The sequence below is a fragment of the Emcibacter nanhaiensis genome, from assembly GCF_006385175.1.
GTDB classification, from domain to species: Bacteria; Pseudomonadota; Alphaproteobacteria; order Sphingomonadales; family Emcibacteraceae; genus Emcibacter; species Emcibacter nanhaiensis.
Window position 1 is genome coordinate 40,623 of record NZ_VFIY01000016.1, and the last position, 25,865, is coordinate 66,487.

18 protein-coding genes and 1 tRNA gene are annotated in these 25,865 nt (G+C 57.4%); 8 read left to right on the forward strand and 11 right to left on the reverse strand.

What is annotated here, in order from left to right:
- Positions 1-113 precede the first annotated feature (113 nt).
- The 4 genes from FIV46_RS13680 to FIV46_RS18120 form a co-directional block, all read right to left on the reverse strand.
- Positions 114-611, reverse strand: a complete 498-nt coding sequence (locus tag FIV46_RS13680; RefSeq protein ID WP_139941505.1) for a DUF2948 family protein — start codon at positions 609-611, stop codon at positions 114-116.
- Positions 612-635: 24 nt separating this feature from the next.
- Positions 636-1,934: a UDP-N-acetylglucosamine 1-carboxyvinyltransferase gene (murA, locus tag FIV46_RS13685; protein WP_139941506.1), complete on the reverse strand. Its 1,299-nt coding sequence runs from the start codon at positions 1,932-1,934 to the stop codon at positions 636-638.
- An 8-nt stretch (positions 1,935-1,942) separates the two neighbouring features.
- Positions 1,943-2,497, reverse strand: coding sequence for a dCTP deaminase (gene dcd / locus FIV46_RS13690; protein WP_139941507.1), 555 nt, complete (start codon positions 2,495-2,497; stop codon positions 1,943-1,945).
- Between the two features lie 67 nt (positions 2,498-2,564).
- Positions 2,565-2,702 (reverse strand): hypothetical protein, encoded by a 138-nt coding sequence (locus FIV46_RS18120; protein WP_181163244.1) that lies wholly within the window; start codon positions 2,700-2,702, stop codon positions 2,565-2,567.
- A 210-nt stretch (positions 2,703-2,912) separates the two neighbouring features.
- Here FIV46_RS18120 and FIV46_RS13695 point away from each other — a divergent pair.
- Positions 2,913-2,987, forward strand: a tRNA-Thr gene (locus FIV46_RS13695).
- 178 nt (positions 2,988-3,165) lie between these two features.
- On the opposite strand, the gene FIV46_RS13700 is transcribed toward FIV46_RS13695, so the two are convergent.
- Together FIV46_RS13700 and FIV46_RS13705 are read right to left on the reverse strand one after the other, a co-directional pair.
- The gene (locus FIV46_RS13700) at positions 3,166-5,475 is read right to left on the reverse strand and encodes a TonB-dependent receptor (RefSeq protein ID WP_139941508.1); all 2,310 of its coding nucleotides are present in this window, start codon (positions 5,473-5,475) and stop codon (positions 3,166-3,168) included.
- A gap of 212 nt (positions 5,476-5,687) precedes the next feature.
- Complete coding sequence (locus FIV46_RS13705) at positions 5,688-6,707, reverse strand: AraC family transcriptional regulator (protein ID WP_139941509.1); 1,020 nt, start codon at positions 6,705-6,707, stop codon at positions 5,688-5,690.
- 183 nt (positions 6,708-6,890) lie between these two features.
- Here FIV46_RS13705 and FIV46_RS13710 point away from each other — a divergent pair, with 183 nt between their 5' ends.
- A complete protein-coding gene (locus FIV46_RS13710) occupies positions 6,891-7,643 on the forward strand; it encodes an SDR family NAD(P)-dependent oxidoreductase (RefSeq protein WP_139941510.1) in 753 nt (250 codons plus the stop codon).
- A gap of 41 nt (positions 7,644-7,684) precedes the next feature.
- Here FIV46_RS13710 and FIV46_RS13715 read toward each other — a convergent pair whose 3' ends face one another.
- Positions 7,685-9,199 (reverse strand): methyl-accepting chemotaxis protein, encoded by a 1,515-nt coding sequence (locus FIV46_RS13715; protein WP_219846129.1) that lies wholly within the window; start codon positions 9,197-9,199, stop codon positions 7,685-7,687.
- A gap of 380 nt (positions 9,200-9,579) precedes the next feature.
- Here FIV46_RS13715 and FIV46_RS13720 point away from each other — a divergent pair, with 380 nt between their 5' ends.
- The 5 genes from FIV46_RS13720 to FIV46_RS13740 all read left to right on the forward strand — a co-directional run bounded on the left by FIV46_RS13720 (position 9,580) and on the right by FIV46_RS13740 (position 18,299).
- A complete protein-coding gene (locus FIV46_RS13720) occupies positions 9,580-11,466 on the forward strand; it encodes a putative nucleotidyltransferase substrate binding domain-containing protein (protein ID WP_139941512.1) in 1,887 nt (628 codons plus the stop codon).
- Positions 11,466-12,152, forward strand: a complete 687-nt coding sequence (locus FIV46_RS13725) for an exonuclease domain-containing protein (protein ID WP_139941513.1) — start codon at positions 11,466-11,468, stop codon at positions 12,150-12,152. The genes FIV46_RS13720 and FIV46_RS13725 overlap by 1 nt, the downstream gene beginning before the upstream one ends.
- A gap of 106 nt (positions 12,153-12,258) precedes the next feature.
- Positions 12,259-12,549: a DUF4212 domain-containing protein gene (locus FIV46_RS13730; RefSeq protein ID WP_139941514.1), complete on the forward strand. Its 291-nt coding sequence runs from the start codon at positions 12,259-12,261 to the stop codon at positions 12,547-12,549.
- Positions 12,550-12,561: 12 nt separating this feature from the next.
- Positions 12,562-14,337, forward strand: coding sequence for a sodium:solute symporter family protein (locus FIV46_RS13735; RefSeq protein ID WP_139941515.1), 1,776 nt, complete (start codon positions 12,562-12,564; stop codon positions 14,335-14,337).
- Positions 14,338-14,480: 143 nt separating this feature from the next.
- A complete protein-coding gene (locus FIV46_RS13740) occupies positions 14,481-18,299 on the forward strand; it encodes a hybrid sensor histidine kinase/response regulator (RefSeq protein WP_139941516.1) in 3,819 nt (1,272 codons plus the stop codon).
- A gap of 3 nt (positions 18,300-18,302) precedes the next feature.
- On the opposite strand, the gene FIV46_RS13745 is transcribed toward FIV46_RS13740, so the two are convergent.
- Both FIV46_RS13745 and acs read right to left on the reverse strand, forming a co-directional pair.
- Positions 18,303-18,959 (reverse strand): response regulator transcription factor, encoded by a 657-nt coding sequence (locus FIV46_RS13745; protein WP_139941517.1) that lies wholly within the window; start codon positions 18,957-18,959, stop codon positions 18,303-18,305.
- A gap of 18 nt (positions 18,960-18,977) precedes the next feature.
- On the reverse strand, positions 18,978-20,948 hold the full coding sequence (gene acs, locus FIV46_RS13750; RefSeq protein ID WP_139941518.1) for an acetate--CoA ligase: 1,971 nt from the start codon (positions 20,946-20,948) through the stop codon (positions 18,978-18,980).
- Positions 20,949-21,134: 186 nt separating this feature from the next.
- On the opposite strand from acs, the gene FIV46_RS13755 reads away from it, so the two are divergent.
- On the forward strand, positions 21,135-22,532 hold the full coding sequence (locus FIV46_RS13755) for a DcaP family trimeric outer membrane transporter (protein WP_139941519.1): 1,398 nt from the start codon (positions 21,135-21,137) through the stop codon (positions 22,530-22,532).
- Positions 22,533-22,629: 97 nt separating this feature from the next.
- Here FIV46_RS13755 and FIV46_RS13760 read toward each other — a convergent pair whose 3' ends face one another.
- Positions 22,630-23,505: a dienelactone hydrolase family protein gene (locus tag FIV46_RS13760; RefSeq protein ID WP_139941520.1), complete on the reverse strand. Its 876-nt coding sequence runs from the start codon at positions 23,503-23,505 to the stop codon at positions 22,630-22,632.
- 56 nt (positions 23,506-23,561) lie between these two features.
- Complete coding sequence (locus tag FIV46_RS13765; protein ID WP_219846130.1) at positions 23,562-25,754, reverse strand: M3 family metallopeptidase; 2,193 nt, start codon at positions 25,752-25,754, stop codon at positions 23,562-23,564.
- Positions 25,755-25,865 lie beyond the last annotated feature (111 nt).

Sequence of the window (25,865 nt, forward strand, 5' to 3'; positions counted from 1 at the left end):
AAATTCAAAAGTCGCCCACTTTTACGCAATTGAGTCAAAAGAAGCCAGCATTGAATCCATGCTTTTTGAAAGAAAATCGGTAATTGCGGGCGAAAAAGCGGCGAAAATCCGCCTCAATCCCGGAGGGTTTCCAGAATCTTGTGTTTGGGATGGCATTTCGCCGGCCAGGGATGGCCGATGTCCTGCATCTGGGCGTCGATGATTTCCGCCTCGAGCCGGACAATTTCGTCGCCGGCAAAAATCAGGTCGATGAGCCAGTTGCCGTCCTCGACAGGCCGGGCCGCTTCGATGGCCAGAAGCTCCAGCACATGGGACTTCAACCCGATGGGGAAATTCTGGCGGCTGACCTTGAGCACGTCGTTGAAGTGCAGCCCGGTGCGCACCCGGTGGCAGGCCTTGCCGCCTTCGGTCAGCGGTTTCCCGGTCTCTGCACAGGTCTGCTCCCAGGTATAGCGGTTGAGCATCAGTACAAAGCGGCGCTCGGACGGCAGCCAGCGGATGTCTTCCATCACCGTGACCGCATCCTGCAGATAAGTGGACATGACGACCAGGTCTTCCTGGTCCTCCGCCTTGAGCCGCAACGGGCTAAATGTCTGTTTTTGCTCGTCCATAATGAATCCAGTATAGCGTCAGTTTCAGACGCCGTCAGCTTTTTCCCGGATAATTTTTGCCCCGCACGCTGTCAGTTTTTCCACCAGCGCTTCATAGCCACGGTCGAGATGATAGATGCGGTTGACATAGGTTTCGCCCTCGGCCGCGAGGCCGGCCAGCACCAGCGACATGGAGGCCCGCAGGTCGGTGGCCATGACCGGCGCGCCCAAGAGTTTCTTGACCCCGCGCACCGTGGCGGTGTTACCGTGTACGGTGATGTCAGCGCCCATGCGGGCCAGTTCCGGCACATGCATGAAACGGTTCTCGAAAATGGTTTCGGTGATGACCGAGGCGCCGTCGCACAGCGTCATCAGCGCCATGACCTGGGCCTGCATGTCGGTCGGGAACCCGGGATAGGGCTGGGTCACCACATTGATTCCCTGAATATGATCGCTTTTCAGCCAGCACATCAGGCCGCGGTCGGTTTGCTCGAAACCGAGCCCGGCTTCCTTGAGCACGTCATAGCTGCCGGTCAGCACCTGTTTCAGGTTATCCCCGGTCAGTTCGATCTGTCCATTGGTGATGGCGGCGGCGGCGGCATAGCTTCCGGCTTCGATCCGGTCCGGCATCACGTCATGCTCCCCCCCGTGCAGGCGATCCACCCCTTCCACGGTCAGGGTCTCGGAGCCGATGCCGGTGACCCGTGCCCCCATTTTGTTGAGGCAGTTTGCGAGGTCGGAAATTTCCGGCTCCCGGGCCGCATTTTCGATTACCGTGGTGCCGCGGGCCAGGGTTGCCGCCATCAGGATATTTTCCGTGGCGCCGACCGAGACCATCGGGAAATGCACGGTGCCGCCCTCCAGCCGGCCGCCCGGGGCATGGGCCCGCACATAGCCTTCCTTGAGCTCAATCTCCGCGCCCATCTCCTGGAAGCCCTTGAGGTGCAGGTCGATGGGCCGGTTGCCGATCGCGCAGCCGCCGGGCAGGCTCACCGTGGCTTCGCCCTCCCGCGCCAGCAGGGGACCCAGCACCAGGATGCTGGCCCGCATCTTGCGCACGATGTCATAGGGGGCGACAGTACTGGTGATGTCTTTGGTGGTGATGCTGAGGGTCCGGCCGCCGTTCAGCGGGCCGCCGTCCCGTTCCACCTTCAGTTCGGCGCCATGACCTCCAAGCAGGTCGCTGAGGGTGCGGATATCGGCCAGCTGCGGCAGGTTACTGAGCACCAGGCTGTCGCTGCTCAGCAGTCCGGCGCACATCAGCGGCAGAGCCGCATTCTTGGCCCCGCTGATAGGGATTTGTCCTTCCAGGCGATTGCCGCCGGTGATGACCAGTCGGTCCATAATATTCCTTACAACTTGGGAAGCGTAACGCCGGTCTGGCCCATATATTTGCCGGAGCGCATTTTATAGGACACCTCGCAGGGTTCATTACCCTGCAGGAACAGGAACTGGCAGGCGCCTTCGTTGGCATAGATTTTCGCCGGCAGCGGCGTGGTGTTGGAAAATTCCAGGGTCACATGGCCTTCCCAGCCGGGCTCCAGCGGGGTCACATTGACGATGATGCCGCATCTGGCATAGGTGGATTTGCCGAGGCAGATCACCAGCACGTCTTCCGGGATGCGGAAATATTCCACGGTGCGGGCCAGTGCGAAACTGTTGGGCGGAATGATGCAGACGTCAGACGGCCGGTCGACAAAGCTCTTCTGGGAAAAATCCTTGGGGTCGACCACCGCGCTGTCCACATTGGTGAAGATCTTGAATTCCTCGGACACCCGGGCGTCATAGCCATAGGAGGACAGGCCGTAGGAGATCACGCCTTCCCGGTTCTGCCGGTCGACAAAGGGTTCGATCATGCCTTCGCTCTGTGCTTTTTCCCGGATCCATTTATCGGACATGATGGCCATGGAGTGTAATCCCTTTACATAATTATTTCCGAAATCTGTCTTAGCTCAGATATCGGGGGCTGACAAGTCAGGAGTCTTTGACCCCGGGCTTTGCCGGTGTCGTTTGTTTGCGGCTTTGTGACTTGCGCCGTTTCAGGTTTTCCCGCAGCGCTTCGGCCAGCCGGTCCTGCTTTTCCTGCTGCGCTTTTTTCTTACTATCGCTCATTAATTTCTGTCATTCTTTTTATGGGGATAAAAGGCGGCCGGATTATGGCTGCAGGCCCCGGTTCCGCGGATCAGTTTTCCCTTTGTACGCGGCTCGCACTCTTTTCGCAAATATTTCCAATATAGGTCTTGCACGGGAGGGAAAGCTATGGCATGTTCCGCGCCATTCCGGCAGGAGTCGTATGGCCCCGTCGCCGGCCCCGTCTTTCGGGCCGCTGTAGCTCAGTGGTAGAGCGCACCCTTGGTAAGGGTGAGGCCGAGAGTTCAATTCTCTCCAGCGGCACCATTCTCTGACAAAATTCTATGATGACTGGTTCCTGCGTCACGCCGGCCTATTTTTGTCTTGGCTGGCCGGTCACTGGCTCGGGGGATTCTTTTATCGGCCCAATGGACGGTTTCTACAAAAACTCCGGGAAGCCTGATATTGGCTTCCCGGACTCACAGCTCTCGAAAATTAAGTCGGACTAGAATTCATATCCCAGTGTTGCACCGAAGGTCCGCGGCGGCGCCAGGAAGCCGGCGTTGGTCCGGGAACTGTTCAGGATGAAGGTGCCGACATAAATGGTCTCATCGGTCAGGTTGCGGCCCCACAGATTGACCGACCAGCCATTATCTGAACTGAAGCGGACGTTGGCATCAATGGTGGTCACGTCATCCTGGGCCAGGGCGTCGTGGTTGAACTGGGTGAAATAGACCTGGTCCTTATAGGACACGGCGACAGTTCCTTCCGCCAGCCAGCCGGTGTCCGAAATTTCATGGTCCACGGTCACCGCCAGACGGCCTGACCATTTGGGGGACTGCACCAGGCGGTTGCCTGCAAGCTGCTGTGACAGGTCCACACCCGCATCAATCAGCCCCAGCTGCTGGAATACTGTATCAAACGGATCAGTGGTGACATAATCATCAAAGGTGGCGTCCAGATAGGTGGCGGAGCCGTCGATGCGGATATGTTCGCTGGCCAGCCAGGTGAACTCCATTTCCATACCCTTGATTTCAGCCGATGCCGCATTTTCATAGACCAGCGTGAAGCCGCTGGTGCCGGCGGGGACGCTGCGTCCCTGCTGCAGGTCGGTGAAGTCATAGTAGAAGGCGGCAGCGTTAAACCGCAGCCGGCGATCCATGAACATCCCTTTCAGGCCGATTTCGTAGGCATCCACGATTTCCGGATCCAGCACGGGCGTGGTCTGGCCGGTCAGGAAAATACCGCTTTTGAACCCTTTGGAATATCCGGCATAGACGAGGACCTCGTCATTTGCCCGCCATTCGAGACGGACGTTCGGCGTGAATTTCTCAAAGCTCTTTTCGTCCTGGAAGGTGAGCACCGGCGCGCCGGGCGCGGTCCAGCGGTCGGTATCGCCTTCTTTCTTTTCATAGCTGTAACGGGCGCCCACATTCACGCTGAGAGTGTCCGTCAGGTCATAGATGGCGTTCCCGAACAGGGCATAGGCGTTGGTTTTGCTGGTGCCCCGGAAATTGAAGCAGAGCAGCTCAGGGTCTGCACCGACAATCTGGTCGGACACATTGTCGTCAAAGCCACAACCGCTCAGTACCGGCGTACTATCGGCCACGAACTGCGGCACCAGCGGAATGTCAAGCCGGTTGTCTGAATCAAGTTTTTCGTAATAGTAATAGGCGCCGATCAGGCCACGCAGGCGGTCTGATTCAAAATTAAGGCGCAGTTCCTCGCTGAACTGGTCGCTTTCATAGCTTTCCGACCAGATGTAGAAATCGACTTCGGTCATATCGAAGTCAGCCTGCGGAATTTTCTCAAAGGTCTGGTAGTTCGACAGCGAGGTGAGCGAGAAAGTCTCATCAATGTCCCAATTGAGTTCCGCACTGAAGGAATCCTGGCTCCGCTTGTTCTGCAGGTTCACGTTGGAGTAAATATCACGCGGATCGGTTGCCCTGGTCCCGGCGGTTGGCTGGGGTTCCAGCGCCGGCAGCGGCGCAGGATCATAGGAGGGGCCGCGGAATTTGGGAATATAGTTCCGGTCGTCCTCTTCATGATGCTCGGCGGCGAGCCGCAGGCTGACATCTTCGGTCGGTTCCCACAGCAATTGGCCGCGCAGGGACAGCTGGTCGGCATCATCGATATCGCTGCCGTCGACCAGGTTGGTGCCGTATCCGCCGCGATTGGTGTATCGCACAGCGGCGCGGGCCATCAGGGTGTCGGACAGGGCGCCGCCAACGGCGCCTTCGAATTTGATCAGGTCGTAATTGCCGCCGGTCAGACGGGCGTAACCGGTCGTTTCCGGGGTCGGTTTATAGGAAATGACGTTGACGGACCCGCCGGTGGCGTTTCGGCCGTACAGGGTGCCCTGCGGGCCGCGCAGGACCTCGATACGTTCAATATCGAACAGCGAACCGAACTGGGCTGACGGCTGACCGATGACGACACCGTCAAGATGGACGGCGACGGACGGGTCACCGCCGACGAAGGGGTTGTCGGTACCAACGCCGCGCACCATGATCTGGGCAAAGCCAAAGCTTTCACCGATTTGCACGCTGGGGGCGATATTCTGCAGGTCTGCAACATTGTTGAAATTGGTTTTGCTCAGCTCATCGCCGCCGATAGCCGTAATCGCCGCGGCCACACTCTGGCTGCTTTCGGTCCGTTTCTGGGCCGTAATGACAATCTCCTCGATTGCCAGTCCCGATTCTTCGGCAAACGCCGGAGCAGCGATGCCAAGGCATGTGGTGAATAGCAGGGAGCGTTTTGCGGCAGAATAAAAAGTCCCGCGCGCCCGGATGGGACGGTGGTGTAATTGTCTCATGATTCCTCCTAGACTGGTAGATTGTTTATGAAGCTTCCCGTTTAATTGTTATGTGATATAGCATATTATTGCTATATTATATAGCGTTATTTTTACGCTTGGTTTCCAAAAATACTGCATGACAAAAAAGGGGGGAATGGCGGTTGGTGCCAAAAAACTTTGCAAAAAAAAACTATTTGAAATTTATGCAAATCAAGGCTGGGGAGAGGCGCTCAGCCATGATTCACAGCTGGGACATCTTCCAGGTTTTGCCTGTATTCCCGCGGGCAAACCCCTGTCCATCCCTTGAAGGCGCGTGAAAAAACCGCTGGATCTGAAAAGCCCACGGCCTCGGCAACCGAGCTGAGGGAGGTTGCCCGGCTGGTCATCATTTTGACGGCCTTGTCTCTGCGAACCAGGTCTTTGAGCTGCTGATAGGATGTTCCCTCATCCCGGAGCTTTCTGATCAAGGTCCGTTTTGTCATATGCAGGGTATCGGCAGCTTCTTCGATAACAGGAATACCGTCAGGCAGCTTTTTCTTGAGGAGTTTTTTCAGTTCATAGGAGATGCTGAAGTCGGTCTGGGGCTGGATGAACAAAACTTCCGGGCAACGCTTGATGAATCGCTTCAGCGAGCCGGAAGTTTGGGAAATTTCACGGTCCAGGAAGTTGCGGTGGAAGCAAAACCCATGATAGTCCGCACAGAATTTGTGCTGGCCGGGAAATAGATAGGCATATTCACCGACATGCCTTGGGGAGGGATAGTCGAAATATATCTCATGGAGCTGCAGGTTTTCTGATATCAGCCATGCGGAGAGCCGGTGCCAGGCCATCAGGTTGATTTCGGCCAGGAGATGATTTTTGTCCAGATCGGGAGTGTTCAAACGGAAGATTAGCCGGGCATAATTTCCCTGTTCCTGCAATTCCATGCGGAATGCGTTTGTCATCATCGAATACAAACGAATTCCCGTCAGAAGCGCCTTGCCCAGGGTTGGTTCGCTGATAGCCATTTTTCCCATCATGAAAAAAGCCCCTATGGGGATCCGGTGCTCGGCCAGCCCCATGGCTTCGTCCTCGAGGCAATGCATGAGGTTCTGCACAAAAAAAGCCAGTTTATCCGTCTCGACACGCTTTCCCGGCGTATCAACCATATGGCGGTCAATGCCGGCTTTCCTCAGCATGTCCAGGGCATCGAGACCCTTGTCTTCTGCCAGGTGATAGAACTCGCTCAGGTAGATATTGGAAGCCGTCATGATTTTTCACCCCTCGCTCCTGAAAGGCTTGGCCCGGACTGCAACACTATGCCGCTTTCTGTATAAAAATGTTCCCAATCACAGCATACAATATCCAAAACTTCCAATCAAAACTCAGGCTGAATATGTGTACTGTTTCTTTTGTGGCTGTTTCTGTATGATCCACACAGAAAGGAATTATACATGACCATAGCTTTGATTACCGGCGGCAGCCGCGGACTTGGGAAAAGCATGGCCCTGCACCTGGCGGACAAGGGCCATGACATTATTCTGACCTATTACAGCAAAAAGGACGAGGCGGAAGCTGTTGCCACGGAGATTGAAGGCAAAGGCCGCAAGGCTGCGGCTCTGCAGCTGGATGTTGCCGACAGCGGAACATTTCCTGCTTTTGCAGAAACCGTGAGCACTCTGCTCCAGGAAAACTGGAACCGATCTGATTTTGATTTTCTGGTCAATAATGCCGGCATCGGCATCAACGCCCCGATTATGGAGATGACCGAAGAACAGTTCGACCAGCTGACGAACATCCATCTCAAGGCGGCGTTTTTCCTGTCCCAGAAGCTGCTTCCCCTGATGATAGACGGGGGCCGGATCATCAATATCTCGTCCGGACTGGTTCGTTTCTCGCTGCCGGGCTATGCCGCCTACGGGGCATTGAAGGGAGCTATCGACGTGCTCAGCCGCTATATGGCCAAGGAACTGGGGCCGCGTGGAATCACCGTTAATGCGCTGGCGCCCGGCGCCATCGAGACCGACTTCGGCGGCGGGGTGGTACGCGATAATCCGGAGATCAACCAGTTTGTCGCCGACAACACCGCCCTGGGACGGGCGGGGCTGCCGGACGATATCGGCGGGGCGGTGGCGCTTCTGCTGTCGCCGGAAGCGGGCTGGATCACCGGCCAGCGGATTGAATTTTCCGGCGGGCAGTTCCTGTAGCGACCAGGTGCGGGATCTGATCCTGATAGGCTAAGGCGTGGTCACATCGCCCGCACGCTTTCCAGAAATTCTGTCACTCTCTTCTGCAGATCATCGGAATTATGTGACAGGTCCTGTGCGACTTCCAGCATCCGGCTGGAGGACTGGCCCGTTTCATTCGCGGCTTTTTGGACATCGGCAATATTCCGGGCGACTCCACTTGTTGCCGCAGTTTGTTCTTCAACCGCGCCGGAAATCGCGGTACTGATTTCGCTGATGGTGGCGATCGTGCCTGCAATCTGCTTGATGGCTTCCGCCGTTGTCTGGCTGATGTCCTGAATGCCGCTGATCTGCTGCTCGATCTCGCTGGTTGCTTTTGCCGTCTCGGTCGCCAGGGTTTTCACTTCCGCTGCAACCACGGCAAATCCCTTGCCGGCTTCCCCGGCGCGGGCCGCTTCGATGGTCGCATTGAGGGAGAGCAGTTTGGTCTGATCGGCAATGCTGGAAATCAGGGAGGTTACCTGTCCGATTTTCGAGGCCGCATCAACCAGGCTGTTGACAAGCTGTTCCGACTTCTGGGCTTCCTGCACGGCGTCATCGACAATCCTGGTGGAATGGGCGACCTGGCCGGAAATCTCGTTGACCGAAGCTGACAGTTCCTCTGTCGTTGTCGCGACTGACGTGGACTGGGTATCGGTTTGTTTTGCCGCGGCGGCAAGATTTTGCGCCGTTGTTTCCATTTCTGATGCCGAAGAGGCCACAGTCTGCACCAGGGACTGGACATTGGTCTCGAAATCATCCGCCAGCTTTACGTTTTTGGTTACAACACTCCAGGCCACCATGGCTGCCACATAGTTGCCTTCGCCATCGATGATTGCCGAGGCGTTGAGGTCGAGGGTTTCATCACCCAGTCTGATTTTTGTCCGATAGGGGAGATTGTTCGGATCGGCCAGCAACTTGCGCTGATGCCCGGGGTTTTTATGGAATATGTCAATACAGGTGCCAAGCATATCATCTGCCTTGACCGGCAGCAGATGTTCCAGGGAGCGAAGGGTCTTGATGCTGGTTTCATTCAGGTAGGTCAGGACCAGGGTCTCGGGGTCGCACATCATGACATTGACCGGCATAAAGTCGGCCATTCGCCTGATGCGCTCACTTTCCTTGTGCATCAGGACTTCCTCTGTTCTGTTGGTAGCAAATTTGACGACCTTGTAAGGAGAGCCGTTCTGGTCCAGAATCGGATTGTAGCAGGCCTGAATCCAGACTTCCTTGTTGTTGCCAATTCTCATGACTTCGGCAGAATGGCTTTCGCCCCGTCTCAGCCGGTTCCAAAGTTCCTTGTACTCGGCGCTGTCCCTGATTGCCGGAGGTACGAACAGGCTATGTTGCCGGCCCTTTATTTCCTCCAGCCGATAACCCATTGTTTTCAGGAAGTTATCGTTTGCTGTGATAATTGTGCCGTCGAGATCGAATTCGATGATCGACTGTGAACGGTCGAGCGCGGCCAGTTTTGCGGCCATTTCATCATAGTCATCATTCGCGGAGGAGGGAAGGTAAGGGTCAGATAAAGTCGGCATTGACATAGGTAAAAATTCTCTCGGTCTTCTGTGGTCTCTGTTCAGATACGGGAAAACAGGAAGCCAGCCCGCAGTCCTATTTTCCAATTTATATATGTAGAATAAAGTCTGGAATTACTAAAAAAGTATAAACAAGCGACTGGAAAAAACGGATTTGCAGAGGGCAAGGGGAGCCCCGGGTCGTTTCGGTTCCCGGAATTTCCCTGCTTTTTGAGCTGCGCAATGAATCTCCCCTGCTACGCGGTGCCTTGCCAGCTTCTTGACTTGATTTACGAAATTCCCCTGTGCACGGAATGATGTATACTCCTACGGCGAAAGTCTAATTGTCCCGTGATTGTCCCGGGATAGACTTGGAACCAGAGGATAACGGGGAGCCTTTCATGACGGCGGAGCTGGCGGATATCATCAATTTCCTGGCGGAGCATCATCCCTTTCGGGAAATGCCCGAGGACCTGCTGCCGGCCGTTGCCCGCAAAATCAGCATTTCTTATGCCCGCCGGGGCAGCACCATTCTCACGCCCGGCCAGAAAAACACCAGCCTCTATATGATTCGCAAGGGGGCGGTGGAGCTTCATGAAGGGGGAATCAATTTCACCGCCCGGCTGGGGGAGGGCAGTTTCTTCGGCTATCCCTCCCTGTTTCGCGACGGCATCATCCGCAACGGCGTGACCGCCATTGAAGACAGCCTGATCTATGCTCTGCCTGAAGAGGAATTCAAGAGCCTGCTGGCGAAGTACAAGGCTTTCATGACATTTTTCGCCACCAACGAAACGGACCGGCTGCGTCACGCCCTGGAGGATGCCAAACGCCGGGGGCTGCAGGGCCAGTTGACCGACGGGGAAATCCAGTTCCTCGGTCTCAAGCTGAAGGACCTGATCCGGAAGGAACCCGTCACCGTGTCGCCCGACACATCAATCCAGCAGGCGACCCAGGTGATGACCGCTCGCAAGGTCTCCACCGTTCTGGTGATTGAAGAGGGTAAATTGTCAGGAATTTTCACCGACAAGGATTTGCGCCGCCGGGTCGTGGCCACAGGCCACGATATTTCGGACCGGGTGCAGAATGTCATGACGTCGGCGCCGCAAACCCTGTCGCCTGATACCCCGGCCATCCAGGCCCTGCTGGCGATGATGCAGCATCATTTTCATCATGTGCCGGTGGTCGAGGAAAGCGGCAAAGTGCGTGGCCTGGTCAGTGCCAGCGACATCCTCAACCGACTGTCGTCCAACGCGGTCTATAACGCGGCCCGGATCGAGAAAGCGGAAGACGTGGCAGCGGTGATCGAGACGGTCAAGTCGGTGCCGGACATCGTGCTGAGCCTGATGAAGACCGGGGTCAGCGCCGATATGACCGGCCATGTGGTTTCCTCCATCGGCGAGGCCGCGCACCGGAAACTGCTGGAACTGGCGGAAAAAGAACTTGGCCCGCCGCCGGTGCCCTATGCCCTGCTGGCGTTCGGGTCGCTGGCCCGCTGCGACCAGACCGCCCTGTCGGATCAGGACAACGGTTTCGTGTTGTCCGACGACTATGTGGAAGAGGAGCATGGCGACTATTTCAAAAAACTGGCCGAGAGAATGTGCGCCGACCTTGACGCGGCCGGTTATGTCTTTTGCGGCGGCAATATTATGGCCAGCAATGACGACTTGCGGATTCCCCTGTCGGACTGGAAAAAAACTTTCGACAGATGGTTCAGCGAACCGGAGCCCAAGGCGGTGATGCATGCCACTATTTTTTTCGACCTGCGCGGTATTTACGGCGACATGTCGCTGGTGGAACAGCTCCGCGCCCATATCACCGAGCAGGCGCCGAAAAGCCGGATTTTCCTCGCCCATCTGACCGAGAACGCCCGCCAGTCCCATGTGCCGCTGGGCTTTTTCCGGCGCTTCACCCTGATGCGCAACAAGGAACATGCCGATCAGTTTGACATCAAGAAACAGGGGGTGGTGCCGATCCAGGATGTTACCCGCACCCATGCCCTGGCCCACGGTATCGAGGAGGTGAATGTCCTGGAACGGCTGGCCCGGCTGAAGGAGAAAAAAGTACTGATGCCCGAGGATGCCGACAACCTGCGCGACGCCTATGAATTTATCGCCGAGGTGCGCTTCCGCCACCAGGCGCGGCAGATCAAGCGGGGCGACAAGGCCGACAATTACGTCAATCCGGAGGAGCTGTCGGCGCTGGAGCGGGAACATTTGCGGGATGCTTTCGAGATCGTACGCCGGGCACAGGACCGGCTGTCCCGGGATTATGGCGGCGGTGTCTACTGATGATCCGGCAATGGATTTACCGGTTTCGGCGCGGCCGCGCCCTGAAAAAGGTCCAGGATCCGGACCTGCGAGACTATCTGGAGGCGCCGGTCATGCCGGAAAATACACCGGCAGAGGACGTGGAATTCCTGGCCCTTGATTTCGAGACCACCGGCCTGGAAAAAGGCCGCGACCAGTTGCTGAGCGTTGGTTATGTGGTTGTCCGCGGCCTGCAGGCTGACCTGTCCACCATGGTACATTTCCTGATCCGGCCGGAGATGGCCGTGCCCGGCGAAAGCGCTGTGATTCACCAGATCACCGATGATGAGGTGATGGCGGCGGGATTGTCCCGGGAACAGGCGCTCCGCAAGATCGTCAAGGCCCTGAAGGGAAGGGTCCTGGTGGCCCATAAAAGCGATATTGAACGCCACTTCCTGGCGGAAACCTGCCGGGATATCTTTGCGGCTGAATTTTTCTGCCAGTCCGTCGACACTCTGCAAATTGAATATCGCAAACGCAAAAGGTCTGACAAACCCATCAAAAGCGGCGACCTCCGCCTGTGGAAAATCCGAGAAGACTATGGCCTTCCGGCCTACAAGGCCCATCATGCGGCGATTGATGCCCTGGCCTGTGCCGAACTTCTTCTGGCGCAGATTTCCCATATGGGAGAAGGCGTTACCCTCGGGGACCTGGCCCCCCTCTACTAGTGGCGGCCCGCTCGCCGGCGTCTACGACTAAAGTCGTCTATCAGGCCACAGACCTTCCTTGATATCCTCCTATTGTCCTGAAATCTAACAATAGGGAGGATATAGCATGACCCCACCTGACAATGCAGGCTCAGGTTCTGCAGAAAAACAACGCGATACGGCAGGCTATTGGAAAGCCAACATCAGTCTGCTTCTTAAATTACTTGTAATCTGGTTTATCGTCTCCTTCGGAGCGGGCATCCTGTTTGTGGATGCACTGAACAGCATAGAATTCTTCGGCTTCAAGCTGGGATTCTGGTTCGCCCAGCAGGGTTCGATTTACGTCTTTGTCATCCTGATCTTTGTCTACACAAAACTGATGAAAGATCTCGATGCCAAATACGGTGTGGATAAGTAGGGGAGACGAAAAATGGACTTGCAAACTTTAACCTATATTTTTGTGGGGCTCTCGTTTGCCCTCTATATCGGTATCGCCATCTGGTCCCGCGTGGGCTCCACCAAGGAATTCTATGTGGCCGGCGGCGGCGTACACCCGGTGGTGAACGGTATGGCAACCGCGGCCGACTGGATGAGCGCGGCGTCGTTTATTTCCATGGCCGGCCTGATCGCCTTCCTCGGCTATGACGGTTCGGTTTACCTGATGGGATGGACCGGCGGTTACGTGCTGCTGGCCCTGCTGCTGGCGCCCTATCTGCGTAAATTCGGCAAATTCACGGTGCCGGACTTTATCGGCGACCGTTATTATTCCGATGCGGCCCGCCTGGTGGCGGTGATCTGCCTGATTTTTATCAGCTTCACCTATGTGGCCGGCCAGATGCGCGGTGTGGGGATTGTGTTCTCCCGCTTCCTCGAAGTGGACATCAACCTCGGCGTGATCATCGGTATGGCCATCGTGTTCATGTATGCGGTGCTTGGCGGCATGAAAGGCATCACCTATACCCAAGTGGCGCAATATTGCGTGCTGATTTTCGCCTACACCGTCCCGGCGATCTTCATTTCCATGCTGATTACCGGTACGCCGATCCCGCAGATCGGTCTTGGCTCCCAGCTTATGGACGGGTCGGGAATGTCGGTACTGGGCAAGCTGGACCATGTGCTGACGGACCTTGGCTTCACCGCCTATACCAGCGGCACCAAATCGACCATTGATGTGTTTGCCATCACGGCGGCGCTGATGGTGGGTACAGCCGGGCTTCCCCATGTGATTGTCCGCTTCTTCACCGTGCCGAAAGTATCCGATGCCCGCAAGTCGGCCGGCTGGGCGCTGGTGTTCATTGCGATCCTTTATACCACGGCTCCGGCGATCGGCGCTTTTGCCCGGATCAACTTCATCAATGAAGTCAATGACACCCAGTATACGGAAACCCCGGCCTGGTTCAAAAACTGGGAAGACATCGGCCTGATCGGCTGGATGGATAAAAACGGCGACGGCGCTATCCAGTATCGCGCCGGGGCACCATTTGCCGGCAAACCGTCCTTTGAAGGGGAGGCCCGTGGCGCCCATGGCGAACGTGTATTGACCAATGCCGCCACAGATTCCGGCAACGAAGTCTATGTGGACCGGGATATCATGGTGCTGGCCAACCCGGAGATTGCCAAGCTGCCCAACTGGGTGATCGCCCTGGTGGCGGCCGGTAGTCTGGCGGCAGCGCTGTCGACGGCGGCCGGTCTGTTGCTGGTGATTTCCTCGGCGGTCAGTCATGACCTGATGAAGAATACCTTCATGCCCGATATTACCGACAAGCAGGAATTGATGTATGCCCGCATCGCCGCCGCCTGCGCCATCGGTGTGGCCGGCTACCTTGGCATCAATCCGCCGGGCTTTGTGGCCCAGGTGGTGGCCTTTGCCTTCGGTCTGGCGGCAGCCAGCCTGTTCCCGGCGATCCTGATGGGGATTTTCTCCACGCGCATGAACAAGGAAGGCGCCATCGCCGGCATGCTGTCCGGCCTGGCCTTTACCTTCCTCTATATTGTCTACTTCAAGTTCGTCTCTCCGGAGCTGAACAACAAAGACAATTGGCTGTTCGGCGTGTCCCCGGAAGGGATCGGCACCATCGGCATGGTGATCAACTTTGTGGTTGCGACCGTCGTGGCCAAGATGACCTCCGCGCCGCCGCAGGAAGTGCAGGACCTGGTGGAACATATCCGGGTGCCCGGCGGCGCCGGCGAAGCACACACCCACTGATCAAAGTGGACACAGTCTTCAGCTACCAGGCCCCGGCGGGCCTGGTAGCATTTTATTAGCGAATTGAATTAAATGAACGTATTATGGAAATATAAGCTTTAAAGGGATGGCATTCGGCGGGGGACAGTGTGACGGCATCTGTCATGATTATTAGTGCGCTGGTTTATGTAATTGTCCTGTTCCTGATTGCCTGGTTCGGCGATCAGAAACGGGCCGACAAATTCACCCATGACAATCGTCATATCCTTTACGGCCTGTCTCTCGGTATTTATTTCACAAGCTGGTCCTACTATGGGGCGGTAGGGAACACCATCCGCTCCGGCTGGGAATATCTGCCCATTTATCTGGGGCCTGCCATTGTGCTGCTGTTCGGCTTCAAGATCATCCGCAAGATGATCGACCGGGGCAAGGCCAATCATTCCACTTCCATCGCCGATTTCCTTTCCGCCCGTTACGGCAAAAGCACCAGCCTCGCCGCCCTGGTCACATTTTTTGCCCTGCTGGGGACGCTGCCCTATATCGCCCTGCAGCTTAAATCGGTGACCATGTCCATGAGTATTGTGCTCGGCAATGCAGGACTTGAAAATCTGTCGGAGAACCAGACTACCCTGGTCATTGCCATGATCCTTGGCGCTTTTGCCATTCTGTTCGGGACCCGGCATGTGGCGGTCACCGAACATAACCGCGGCATGGTGCTGGCCATCGCCTTTGAAAGCGCTTTTAAGATCTCGGCCCTGATTCTGGTGGCGATTTTCGCTTACAGCCTGTTTGGACGCGGCGAATTTGTAGCTGCCTTTAAAGCTGAGAATTCCCCTTTTATGCAACCGGTTAACTGGGAGAGGTTTCTGACCCTGACCCTGATTTCCATGGGCGCCATCCTGTGTCTGCCGCGGCAGTTCCATATCATGGTCGTCGAGCACCAGCGGGAGCAGAATCTGCAGATCGGTCGCTATGTTCTGTTTGCCACGATGATCATAGTTTCGGGGATGGCCATTCCCATTGCCCTGGCCGGTCTCAACAGTCCGGCAGCCGGGGACAACCCGGACCTGTTCGTCCTGACCCTGCCGCTGGGCAACGACCAGAATCTGCTCGGGCTAATCGTATTCCTCGGCGGCTTTTCCGCGGCCATGGGCATGGTGATCGTCTCGGCGGTGGCGCTCAGCACCATGATCACCAATGACCTGATCATCTCGCTGTTGCTGACCAACAAATATCTGCGCCCCCTGTCCAACAAGATTATCGGGCGGCGGCATCTTCTGGTGCGCCGGCTGGTGATTCTGTTGCTCATGCTGCTGGCCAGCGCCTATGCCAGCGGCGGCCGGGATGGGGAGACGCTGGCGAGTTTCGGGATCTTGTCCTTTGCCGCCGCCATGCAGTTTATCCCGGCCCTGATTGGCGGCCTCTATTGGCAGCGCGGGCACCGCAACGGTGTAATGCTCGGCTTGGCCTACGGCCTGGTGATGTGGCTTTACACCCTGATCCTGCCCGCCTATTTCGGTGACAGCGTGGTCGAGGCTATTCGTCAGTCCGTTCCCCTGCTGGATCCGCAGGCTTTTCTCGGGCTTGACGGTTTTGACCATCTCACCCACGGCATGATCTGGACCCTGAGCGGCAATATTGTGTTGTACATCCTGGGTTCGTTCAATGCCGAGCAGAGGATTGTGGACCGGGTGCAGTCGAGCAGTTTCGTCGGCGGCAGTAGCGGTTACAGCCAGACCGGCCCCATGAAGAGCCAGGCGACCATTGCCGATCTCAGGGTTTTGATCGAGCGCTCGCTGGGGCGGGAGAAAACCGAAGAAGCCTTTGCCGCCTATGAAACCATCAACGGGCAACTGCTTTATGACAATAATCCGGTGGATGCGGACCTGGCGCGGTTTGCCGAAAAGCAGGTGGCCCGTGTGATGGGCGCGGCGTCGGCCCGGATTATCGTCGGGTCGGCCCTGACCAAGGGCAACCTGGAGATTGAGGATATTGCCACCGTTCTGGACGAAACCCACCAGAAGCTGCAGTTCACCCAGGAACTGCTGCAATCGACGCTGGACAACCTGATCCAGGGGGTTTCGGTGGTAAACAAGGAACTGGAACTGGTGGCCTGGAATAAACGCTATCTGGAAATGTTTGAGTTTCCGGAGGGTTTCATCCGGCCGGGCATGCCCATCGAGGAAGTGCTGCGGTTCAATGCCGAAAACGGGGTAACCCACGGCGAAGAGGTGGAAATTTTTATCCGCAAGCGCATCGAGCATCTGAAGATGCGCAAACATCACAATTACCAGCGCATCCGCAAGGATGGCCGGGTCATCAATATTGAAGGCCGGCCCATGCCGTTCGGCAACTATGTCACCAGCTTCACCGACGTCACCGAAAGCAAGCGCATCGAACAGGCGCTGATGGAAAGTGAACGCAGTATCCGCTTTTACACAGATAACGTCCCGGCGTTGATCGCCTTCATCGACCGGGAACTTGTCCTCAAATTTGCCAACAAGGCCTATCTGGAATGGTATGGCGACGGGCACCAGGAGACCCTGCTCGGTCACCATATCAGCGAGTTTCTGGCGCAACAGGATTTTGAGTTCCGGCTGCCCTATATCATGCAGGCCATGACCGGGGAAAGTGTGAACTTTGACCTGGAACTCCTGAACCATGAGGGCAGAGCCGTCCAGTTCCAGGTCAACTATGTGCCCCAGTTCCAGGAGGGTGAGGTCACCGGCTATTTTGTCATCTACCAGGATATTTCCGCCCGCTTTCACGCTGAACAGGCCTTGCAGAAAACCAATATCACCCTGGAACAGCGGGTGATCGAACGGACCAGCGAGCTGAGCCGGGTGAATGTGGAGCTGGTCAAGGCCAAGCAACTGGCCGAAGCGGCGACCCAGTCGAAAACCAAATTCCTGGCGGCGGCCAGTCACGACCTGTTGCAGCCCCTGAATGCCGCGCGCCTGTTCACCCATGCCCTGACCGAGGATGTGCGGGACCATATGCCGGACGCCCTGGATATCGCCGGCAAGCTGGACAGCTCCATCCAGTCTGCCGACCAGTTGATCCGCGCTCTGCTGGATATTTCCAAGCTGGACGCCGGCGGGATCAAGCCGAATATCAGTCGTTTTGCCCTGCATGATATCCTCGACGACCTGGTCAGCGACTTCTCCATTATTGCCGGCCAGAAAAACCTCGATATCCGCTATGTGCCGACAAATGCCTTCGTGCAAAGCGACAAGGGCCTGCTGTTTTCGGTCCTGCAGAACCTGATTTCCAATGCCGTGCGCTATACCGGCAGCGGGCGCATTCTCGTGGGGTGCCGGAAGCGGGGCGAGGAAATCACCGTCTATGTCTATGACACCGGTATCGGCATTCCCGAAGACAAGATAGACAGCGTTTTCAATGAATTCGAACGCCTGAAAGATGTGCCGGGCACGGAGGCCGGTCTTGGCCTCGGCCTTGCCATCTGCGATCGTATTGTCCGCATTCTCGGCCACCGCATCCAGGTTTCCTCGACGCTGGGCAGAGGAAGCTGTTTTGCCGTTACCCTGCCCCTGGTCGGGGAGGGGGAGATAAAAACCGTCACTCGGCCGGTGCGCCCCAAGCAGCGTTTCCTGATGGACCGGTTGATCCTCTGCGTGGACAATGACAAGGCCATTCTGGACGCTCTGAAAACTCTGCTGGAACGCTGGGGGGCGGAAGTATTGCTGGCGGCCGACCGTACGGAAGCGGAGAGCTTCTGGCAGGAAGACCGTCCGGTTCCCGACATTGTGCTGCTGGATCTGCAGCTGGATGACGGGGATACCGGTCCGGCTCTGTTCAACCAGCTTTGTGTTCGCTGGGAGGAACGGCCACCGGCCATTCTGGTGACGGCGGAACGGCAGGAAAGCGCGCTCAGAAGCCTGGCCACCGATCTTCCGGTCTTGTCGAAACCGGTGGCGCCGGCGGCCTTGAGGGCGCTTCTGCAAAATAGTCTGAAGGGATAATTTTCAGTCCACGTCGAGCATGGCGCGCTCGATATCCAGTCCCTGCGCGACCATGACGGCCTGGGTGCGGTTGATCACATCCAGTTTGCGGAAGATGGCGGTGAGGTGCGCCTTGACGGTGGCTTCGGTGATGCCCAGTTCATGGGCGATCTGTTTATTGAGCAGGCCGCGGACCACGGCATGCAGGACCTTGAGCTGGGCGCCGGTCAGCTGCTTGAGCTTCTGGTTGGTTTCCGACTGTTCCTTGTCGAAATTCACATTGTCCAGGTCGATATGATCCGGGGTCCAGATGTCCCCCTGCATGATGGCGTCGATGGCGCTGGACATTTGCTCCAGGGAAGAGGATTTGGGAATAAAGCCGGAGGCGCCGAACTCAATGGCCCGGGCGATAATCTCCGGCTCTTCGCTGGCGGAAACAACGATGATCGGCACCGAGGGGAATTCCTGGCGGAATTCAATCAGGCCGACAAAGCCGTGGCTGTCCGACATGTGCAGATCCAGCAGCAACAGGGAGATATCGCCCTGTTGCATCCATTCCCGCGCCTCAGCGAGATTACTGGCTTCAACAGTCTTGTGTTCCTGCAGAACGGGTTTGATCGCCTGTTTCAGGGCGTCCCTGAACAGAGGGTGATCATCTGCGATAAGCACTGTTGGTAACATTGCCGTAACGCCTTCGTCCTATTTATTCTGGCGGTTCTCGATCAGGATATCAACAATTGACGGATCTGCAAGCGTGGACGTATCGCCCAGGCTGCCGAACTCGTTTTCCGCGATCTTCCGCAGGATGCGGCGCATGATCTTGCCGGATCTGGTCTTGGGCAGTCCGGGGGCGAACTGGATCATGTCCGGCGAGGCAATGGGGCCGATCTCTGCGCGCACCCATTTGACCAGTTCCTTCCTCAGTTCGTCGGTCGGTTCCACGCCGGCATTGCAGGTCACATAGGCATAGATGCCCTGACCCTTCAGGTCGTGGGGATAGCCGACCACAGCGGCTTCGGACACCAGGTCATGAGCCACCAGCGCGCTTTCGATCTCGGCCGTGCCCATGCGGTGGCCGGACACATTGATGACGTCGTCGACGCGACCGGTAATCCAGTAGTAGTCGTCTTCATCGCGGCGACAGCCGTCGCCGGTGAAATACATGCCTTTGTAGGTGCTGAAATAGGTCTGGATAAAGCGCTCATGGTCGCCGTAGACGGTGCGCATCTGGCCGGGCCAGCTGTCCAGCATCACCAGGTTGCCTTCGGTGGCACCGTCGAGGAGATTGCCGTCGGTATCCACCAGCGCCGGCCTGATCCCGAAGAAGGGGCGGGTGGCGGACCCGGGTTTCAGGTCGGTCGCGCCCGGCAGCGGCGTGATCAGCACACCGCCGGTTTCCGTCTGCCACCAGGTATCGACAATCGGGCAGCGGGCGTCGCCAACCACATTATGATACCAGTTCCAGGCTTCGGGATTGATCGGCTCGCCCACCGAGCCCAGCAGGCGGAGGGAACTGCGGCTGGACTTTTTCACCAGATCGTCGCCTTCGCGCATCAGGGCGCGGATGGCAGTGGGGGCGGTATAAAAGATATTGACCTGGTGCTTGTCCACGATCTGCCAGAAGCGGGAGGCATCGGGATAGCTGGGCACCCCTTCAAACACCAGGGAAGTGGCCCGGTTGGCCAGCGGGCCGTAGACGATGTAGCTGTGACCGGTGATCCAGCCCACATCGGCGGTGCACCAGTAAACCTCCCCCGGCTTATAGTCGAAGATATATTCGTGGGTCATGGACGTATAAACCATGTAGCCGCCGGTGGTATGCAGCACCCCTTTCGGCTGGCCGGTGGAGCCGGAGGTATAGAGGATGAACAGCGGGTCTTCCGCATTCATCGGTTCCGGCGGACAATCGGCATCGACGGTTTCGGCGGCTTCATGGTACCAGACATCCCGGTCCGCATTGAACGCCACGTCGCCGCCGGTGTGGCGGACCACCAGCACCTTGTCGACGCTGCCGCCGAACTCGGACGCCAGTCGGGCAATGGCGTCATCCACATTGGCCTTGAGGGGAATTTTACGGCCGCCGCGCAGGCCTTCGTCGGTGGTAATGACAAACCGGGACTGGCAGTCATCGAGGCGACCGGCGATGGCTTCGGAAGAGAAGCCGCCGAAGACGACGGAATGCACGGCGCCGATGCGGGCACAGGCCAGCATGGCATAGACCGTGTCCAGGATCATCGGCATGTAGATGGTGACCCGGTCGCCCTTTTTCACACCCTGGGCTTTCAGCACGTTGGCAAAGCGGCAGACATGGCCGTGCAGTTCCCGGTAGGTGACGTTCTGGTCCACGGACGGGTCGTCCCCTTCAAAGATCAGGGCGATCTCATCGCCGTGCTTGTCCAGGTGGCGGTCAATGCAGTTGTAGCTGGCATTGAGCGTACCGTCCTCGAACCATTTGATGGACACATCCCCCTCAAAGGAGGTGTTCTTGATGAGGCCGGGATCTTCGAACCAGGAAATCCGGTCTTTCTGCCTGCGCCAGAAGCCTTCCGGATCCTCCACCGACCACTGGTAAAGGGTTTCATAATCCTTGTCGGTACACAGTGTGTTTTCCCGGGTTGCAGCGGGAACGGGGTAGATTTCTTTCAATGTCGAGGGGGCAGGTGACGACATGTGCGACTCCTTAATGTTTGGCTTTGCTAAAATATCCTTCAGAGGCTGTTTTTTCGCCATAAGACATAGGTCGTACGACAGAGGTCGCATAGACAGTAAGAAAAGGTCGGGATTATGATTTTGTTAAGTAAAACACCCCAGTATGGTTTTACGTAAATGAAATTCGACTTGATTTGGGAGGATCAAATGCCTGGTTTAACAAAAATCACAAAAGTATTGTTATTGTCCGGCACCATGCTGGTGTCTCTACCCGCCGTTACCGCCAATGCGCAGACTGTCGAGGAGCGCCTCGACAAGCTGGAAGCGGCGCTGGATAAAATCCTCAAGAAACTGGATAGTCAGGACTCCAAGCTCAGCGAGCAGGACAAGGAGATCGTCAAGCAGGCCGAGCGGCTGACGAAAACAGAGGAAATGGCCAAGGCCCCGCCGCCGCCGTCCCTGCCGGACAAGGAAAAGGCCAAAACCGACGGCTTTATGGTCGGCAGCACCAATATCAAGATCGGCGGCTATGTGAAGCTTGACGCCATGGTCAGCAGCTACTCGGACGGTGCGCCGGCCAGTAACAACCTGGGCCGCGACTTCTATATTCCGGGCCTGACCACAGTGAATGCTGCCGGGGACCGTGAAACCGTAACCGACTTCAACCCGCGCGAGACTCGAATTAATTTCGCCACCAGCACGCCGGCTGGCGACGGTGTTGTGAAAACACTCCTGGAAATGGACTTCCAGACCACCAACGACGGTGACGAGCGCACCACCAACGGCTATTCACCGCGCCTGCGCCAGGCCATTATCAGCTATGACAACTGGACCTTCGGCCAGACCTGGTCCACCTTCCAGGATGTGGGGGCCCTGGCTGAAAACCTCGACTTCGTCGGTCCGGCGGAGGGCACGGTCTTCGTCCGCCAGGCCATGCTGCGCTATACCAACGGTCCGTTCCAGATTGCCCTTGAGCAGCCGGAAACCACCGTGACAGGTACTCCCAGCACTCCAAGTGGCGCAGGCGCCCGCGTCCTGCCGGGGACCGATCCTGTTCCCGATCTGGTCGCCCGTTACAATCTGAAGGAAGACTGGGGCCAGGTAACCATCGCCGGTATCCTGCGCAGCCTGACCATCGACCAGGGCACGCTGGATGTTCCTGACGACGACAGTGCGGTGGGCTACGGTGTCTCCCTGTCCGGCAAGATCAAGGTGGCCCAGAAGGATGACTTCCGCTTCATGATCACTGCCGGTGAAGGCCTTGGCCGCTATGTGGCCCTGAATACGGTCAATGCCGCGGCGGTCAACGCCATGGGTGAACTGGAGACCATCGGCACCATCAGCGGCTTTGCCTCCTATCGTCACTTCTGGGGCGAAAAATCCCGCTCCAACATCACCTTCAGTTACTTCAAGGCCGATAACCCGACCGCCTATACCGGCACCGGCGTGACCGACAATGCCATGAGCATTCACGCCAACTATATCTACTCCCCGGTACCCAAGCTGGATGTGGGCATCGAATATATGTATGCGGAACGTGAGCTTGAGAACGGCCTGTCAGGGAATATGAGCCGCGTTCAACTCTCCACCAAATACGCCTTCTGACAAGCTTCCAAAGTCCCAACTTGACGGCCTGCATGAGAGTATTCATGCAGGCTTTTTTCGATGGGAATCTTTTAAGCCGGAATATTTCCGCCCGATATTATCCCAGGTGTTCCTTGAAAAATCCCATAGTTCGGTCCCAGGCAAGGGCGGCGGCCTTGGCATCATAGCGGCCGGTGGAATAATTGTGGAAGCCGTGATTGACCCCGTCATACATATACATGACATAGTTCTTGCCGTGTTGTCTCAGCGCTTCCTCATAGCCGGGCCAGCCGTCATTGATGCGCTTGTCGAGCCCGGCATAGTGGATCATCAGCGGGGCCCTGATATTGGCCACTTCGTCAAGCGGCGGCACCCGGCCATAGAATGGGACAGCGGCCGCCAGGTCCGGGAGGCGGGCGGCCAGCAGGTTCGACACCCCGCCGCCGTAACAGAAGCCGACACAGCCGACCTTGCCGGTACTGTCCTCGCGGCTTTGCAGGTAGCGGACGGCGGCGACGAAATCTTCAAACATCTTGTTCGGATCCCGTTTGCGCTGCATCGACCGGCCGTCGTCATCGTTGCCGGGATAGCCGCCGAGGGGATAGAGCGCATCGGGGGCCAGCACCTGATAACCGCCAAGCGCCGCCCGGCGGGCGACATCCTCCACATAGGGATTGAGTCCCCGGTTCTCATGGATCACCACAATGCCGGGAAGCTTGCCGGCAACTGTTGCCGGGCGCACATAAAGCCCGCCCATGGTGCCGGCCCCTTTGGGCGAAGGATAGGTGATACGTTGTGAGACGATCCGGTTATCATCCTCGGCCACTTCCTGGGCGCTGGCATAGTCCGGCATGACGCTTTCCAGCAGCGCCGCCATGGTCACCCCGCCGACCGCATAGGTGGTGAGCTTGTTCATGAAACTTCGCCTGTCCATGTAGCCGTGGCAATATTCGTCGTAAAGGTCGAAGACTTGCTGCGGTGTTTTCGGTTTCATGGCCGGTTCCTTTCGTAAGGGGCTCCCCCTGTCGGAACAGGGGGAGGATGTTTCAGTTACTCCGTCACGGGAAAACCGCGGGAGCGCATCAGTGGCGCCACCTCGGCATCGCGGCCGCGGAAGGCGCGGTAGGCTTCTTCCGGATCGACCGCGTTACGCACGGCAAACAGATGTTTGACCAGCTTGGCCGCCAGCTCCTCGTCATAGTAACCGCCGGGGGCCTGTTCGAAGGCTTCGGCCGCATCGGCGGTCAGCACCTCGGCCCAGAGATAACCGTAATAGCCTGCTGAATATCCCTCACCCGCGAAGGCATGGCCGAACTGGGGCGTGCGGTGGCGCATGGGCAGTTCCTTGGGCATGTGGATCGCAGCCAGCGTCTCGCGCTCGAACTTGTCGATGTCGATGCCGGTCGGGTCCATGGTATGCAGCTTCATGTCGATGATGGCGGAAGCCAGATATTCGGTGGTCTTGAAGCCCTCGTTGAAGGTAGCGGCCTTCTTGATCTTGGCGATCAGGTCGGCCGGGATCGGTTCGCCGGTTTCATAATGGACCAGATAGTGATTGATCACTTCATCGGTGCTGAGCCAGTTCTCCAGCAACTGGGACTGGAATTCGGTATAGTCCCGGACCCCGCCGTTCAGGGTCGGATAGTCCACATTGGAAGACAGGTAATGCAGGGCGTGGCCGAACTCATGGAAATAGGTTTCCGCATCATCCCAGGAAATCAGCACCGGTTCGCCAGGCGCACCTTTGGTGAAGTTGCTGTTGTTGGAGCCCAGCACATTGGTCTCCCCGTCGATGGTGGAGTGGCTGCGGTAGCTGGTGGCCCAGGCGCCGGAGCGCTTGCCCTTGCGGGCGAAGGGATCAAGATACCAGAGCCCGATATGCTTGCCGGTCTCCAGGTTGCTGACTTCCCAGACTTTCACATCGGGATGGAACACCGGCACGGATCCTGCCGGTACGGGGGTGAATTTGAACTTAAACAGGCGGCCGGCCACATAGAACATGGCTTCGCGCAGCTTGTCGAGCTGCAGGTACTGCTTCACCTCGTCACTGTCCAGGTCGTATTTGGCCTTGCGGACTTTTTCGGCGTAATAGCGATAATCCCAGGGTTCGATGGTGATGCCGGCGCCTTCCTGGTCGGCGACATCCTGCATGTCGGCCACTTCCTCATGGACCCGGGCGATGGCGGCGGGCCAGACTTTCATCATCAGGTCCATAGCGCGCTCGGGGGTCTTGGCCATGCGGTCCTCAAGCCGCCACTGGGCGTAATTGTCATAGCCCAGCAGGCCGACCCGTTCGTCCCGCAGGTTCAGGATCTCGGCGATGATGGCGTTATTGTCATTTTCATCGCCGTTGTCGCCGCGGTTGTAATAGGTGCGCCAGATTTTTTCCCTGAGGTCCCGTTCGTCGGAAAAGGTCAGGAACGGATCCATGGAGGAACGGGTGTTGAGGATGGCATAGTCGCCGTCCCGGCCACTGGCTTTTGCAGCCGCGGCGGCGGCGTCAATCACCGACTCCGGCAGGCCGGACAGCTGGTCCTTGGTGAGGTAGGTGACATATTTTTCCTCGTCCGCCAGCAGGTGATTGGAGAAGCTGGTGTAAAGTTCGGCCAGTCGTTTGTTGATGGCGGCGTAACGCTCCTTGGCTTCGCCTTCGAGCGTAGCGCCATTGTGGGCAAAGCCGTCATAGACCAGTTTGACCAGGCGCTTCTGGTCGGGGCGCAGGCCTTTCACTTCCTCCCCTTCATAGACGGCCCGGACCCGGGCGAACAGCTTGTCATTCTGCCTGATTTTGGACTGGAAGTCAGACAGTTCCGGCACCATTTCCTTCTGGATGTCGCGGAATTCGGGGCTGGACATATTGCTTGACCAGATCCCCCAGTAGCTGAACAGCCGGTCCAGCGGCTTGCCGGTGCGCTCCAGGGCGACGATGGTGTTCTCGAAAGTGGGGGCTTCGGTGCTGTTGGCGATGGCGTCGATCTCCGCCAGATTGTCGGCCATGCCCTGGCGCAGGTCGTCCTTCAGGTGCGGCAGCATCTCGTCCATCTTGTCGAAGGCGGGCACGCCCTGGTAAGGGCCGGTCCATTCGGCCAGCAGCGGATGTTCGGCAGTAACCGCAGCGGCTTCGGGGCCGGCCACGGCTGTCTCGGTGGTTTGGTCGTTCATTGTTTCGTCAGTTGAATTACAGGAAATAAGGCCCAGAGCCAAAGGCAGCAGGACCAGGCACTTGAGCCGGGTGGAGTTCATGACATATCCCTCTGTTATATTTTGATGAAGCTAAACTGTAGCGGGACAGCCTGTAGCGGTCAATGTGAAGCAGAGAGTAGCTCATAAAAAAGGAGGCCGGTGAGGGCCTCC

Excerpts from the sequence above, each read along its gene's own strand:
- FIV46_RS13765 (WP_219846130.1), bottom strand. The coding sequence starts at position 25,754 with ATGAACTCCACCCGGCTCAAGTGCCTGGTCCTGCTGCCTTTGGCTCTG.
- FIV46_RS13715 (WP_219846129.1), bottom strand. The coding sequence starts at position 9,199 with ATGCCGACTTTATCTGACCCTTACCTTCCCTCCTCCGCGAATGATGAC.
- acs (WP_139941518.1), bottom strand. The coding sequence starts at position 20,948 with ATGTCGTCACCTGCCCCCTCGACATTGAAAGAAATCTACCCCGTTCCC.
- FIV46_RS13760 (WP_139941520.1), bottom strand. The coding sequence starts at position 23,505 with ATGAAACCGAAAACACCGCAGCAAGTCTTCGACCTTTACGACGAATAT.
- dcd (WP_139941507.1), bottom strand. The coding sequence starts at position 2,497 with ATGGCCATCATGTCCGATAAATGGATCCGGGAAAAAGCACAGAGCGAA.
- murA (WP_139941506.1), bottom strand. The coding sequence starts at position 1,934 with ATGGACCGACTGGTCATCACCGGCGGCAATCGCCTGGAAGGACAAATC.
- FIV46_RS13745 (WP_139941517.1), bottom strand. The coding sequence starts at position 18,959 with ATGTTACCAACAGTGCTTATCGCAGATGATCACCCTCTGTTCAGGGAC.
- FIV46_RS13735 (WP_139941515.1), top strand. The coding sequence starts at position 12,562 with ATGGACTTGCAAACTTTAACCTATATTTTTGTGGGGCTCTCGTTTGCC.
- FIV46_RS13680 (WP_139941505.1), bottom strand. The coding sequence starts at position 611 with ATGGACGAGCAAAAACAGACATTTAGCCCGTTGCGGCTCAAGGCGGAG.
- FIV46_RS13755 (WP_139941519.1), top strand. The coding sequence starts at position 21,135 with ATGCCTGGTTTAACAAAAATCACAAAAGTATTGTTATTGTCCGGCACC.
- FIV46_RS18120 (WP_181163244.1), bottom strand. The coding sequence starts at position 2,702 with ATGAGCGATAGTAAGAAAAAAGCGCAGCAGGAAAAGCAGGACCGGCTG.
- FIV46_RS13725 (WP_139941513.1), top strand. The coding sequence starts at position 11,466 with ATGATCCGGCAATGGATTTACCGGTTTCGGCGCGGCCGCGCCCTGAAA.
- FIV46_RS13740 (WP_139941516.1), top strand. The coding sequence starts at position 14,481 with ATGATTATTAGTGCGCTGGTTTATGTAATTGTCCTGTTCCTGATTGCC.
- FIV46_RS13720 (WP_139941512.1), top strand. The coding sequence starts at position 9,580 with ATGACGGCGGAGCTGGCGGATATCATCAATTTCCTGGCGGAGCATCAT.
- FIV46_RS13705 (WP_139941509.1), bottom strand. The coding sequence starts at position 6,707 with ATGACGGCTTCCAATATCTACCTGAGCGAGTTCTATCACCTGGCAGAA.
- FIV46_RS13700 (WP_139941508.1), bottom strand. The coding sequence starts at position 5,475 with ATGAGACAATTACACCACCGTCCCATCCGGGCGCGCGGGACTTTTTAT.
- FIV46_RS13710 (WP_139941510.1), top strand. The coding sequence starts at position 6,891 with ATGACCATAGCTTTGATTACCGGCGGCAGCCGCGGACTTGGGAAAAGC.
- FIV46_RS13730 (WP_139941514.1), top strand. The coding sequence starts at position 12,259 with ATGACCCCACCTGACAATGCAGGCTCAGGTTCTGCAGAAAAACAACGC.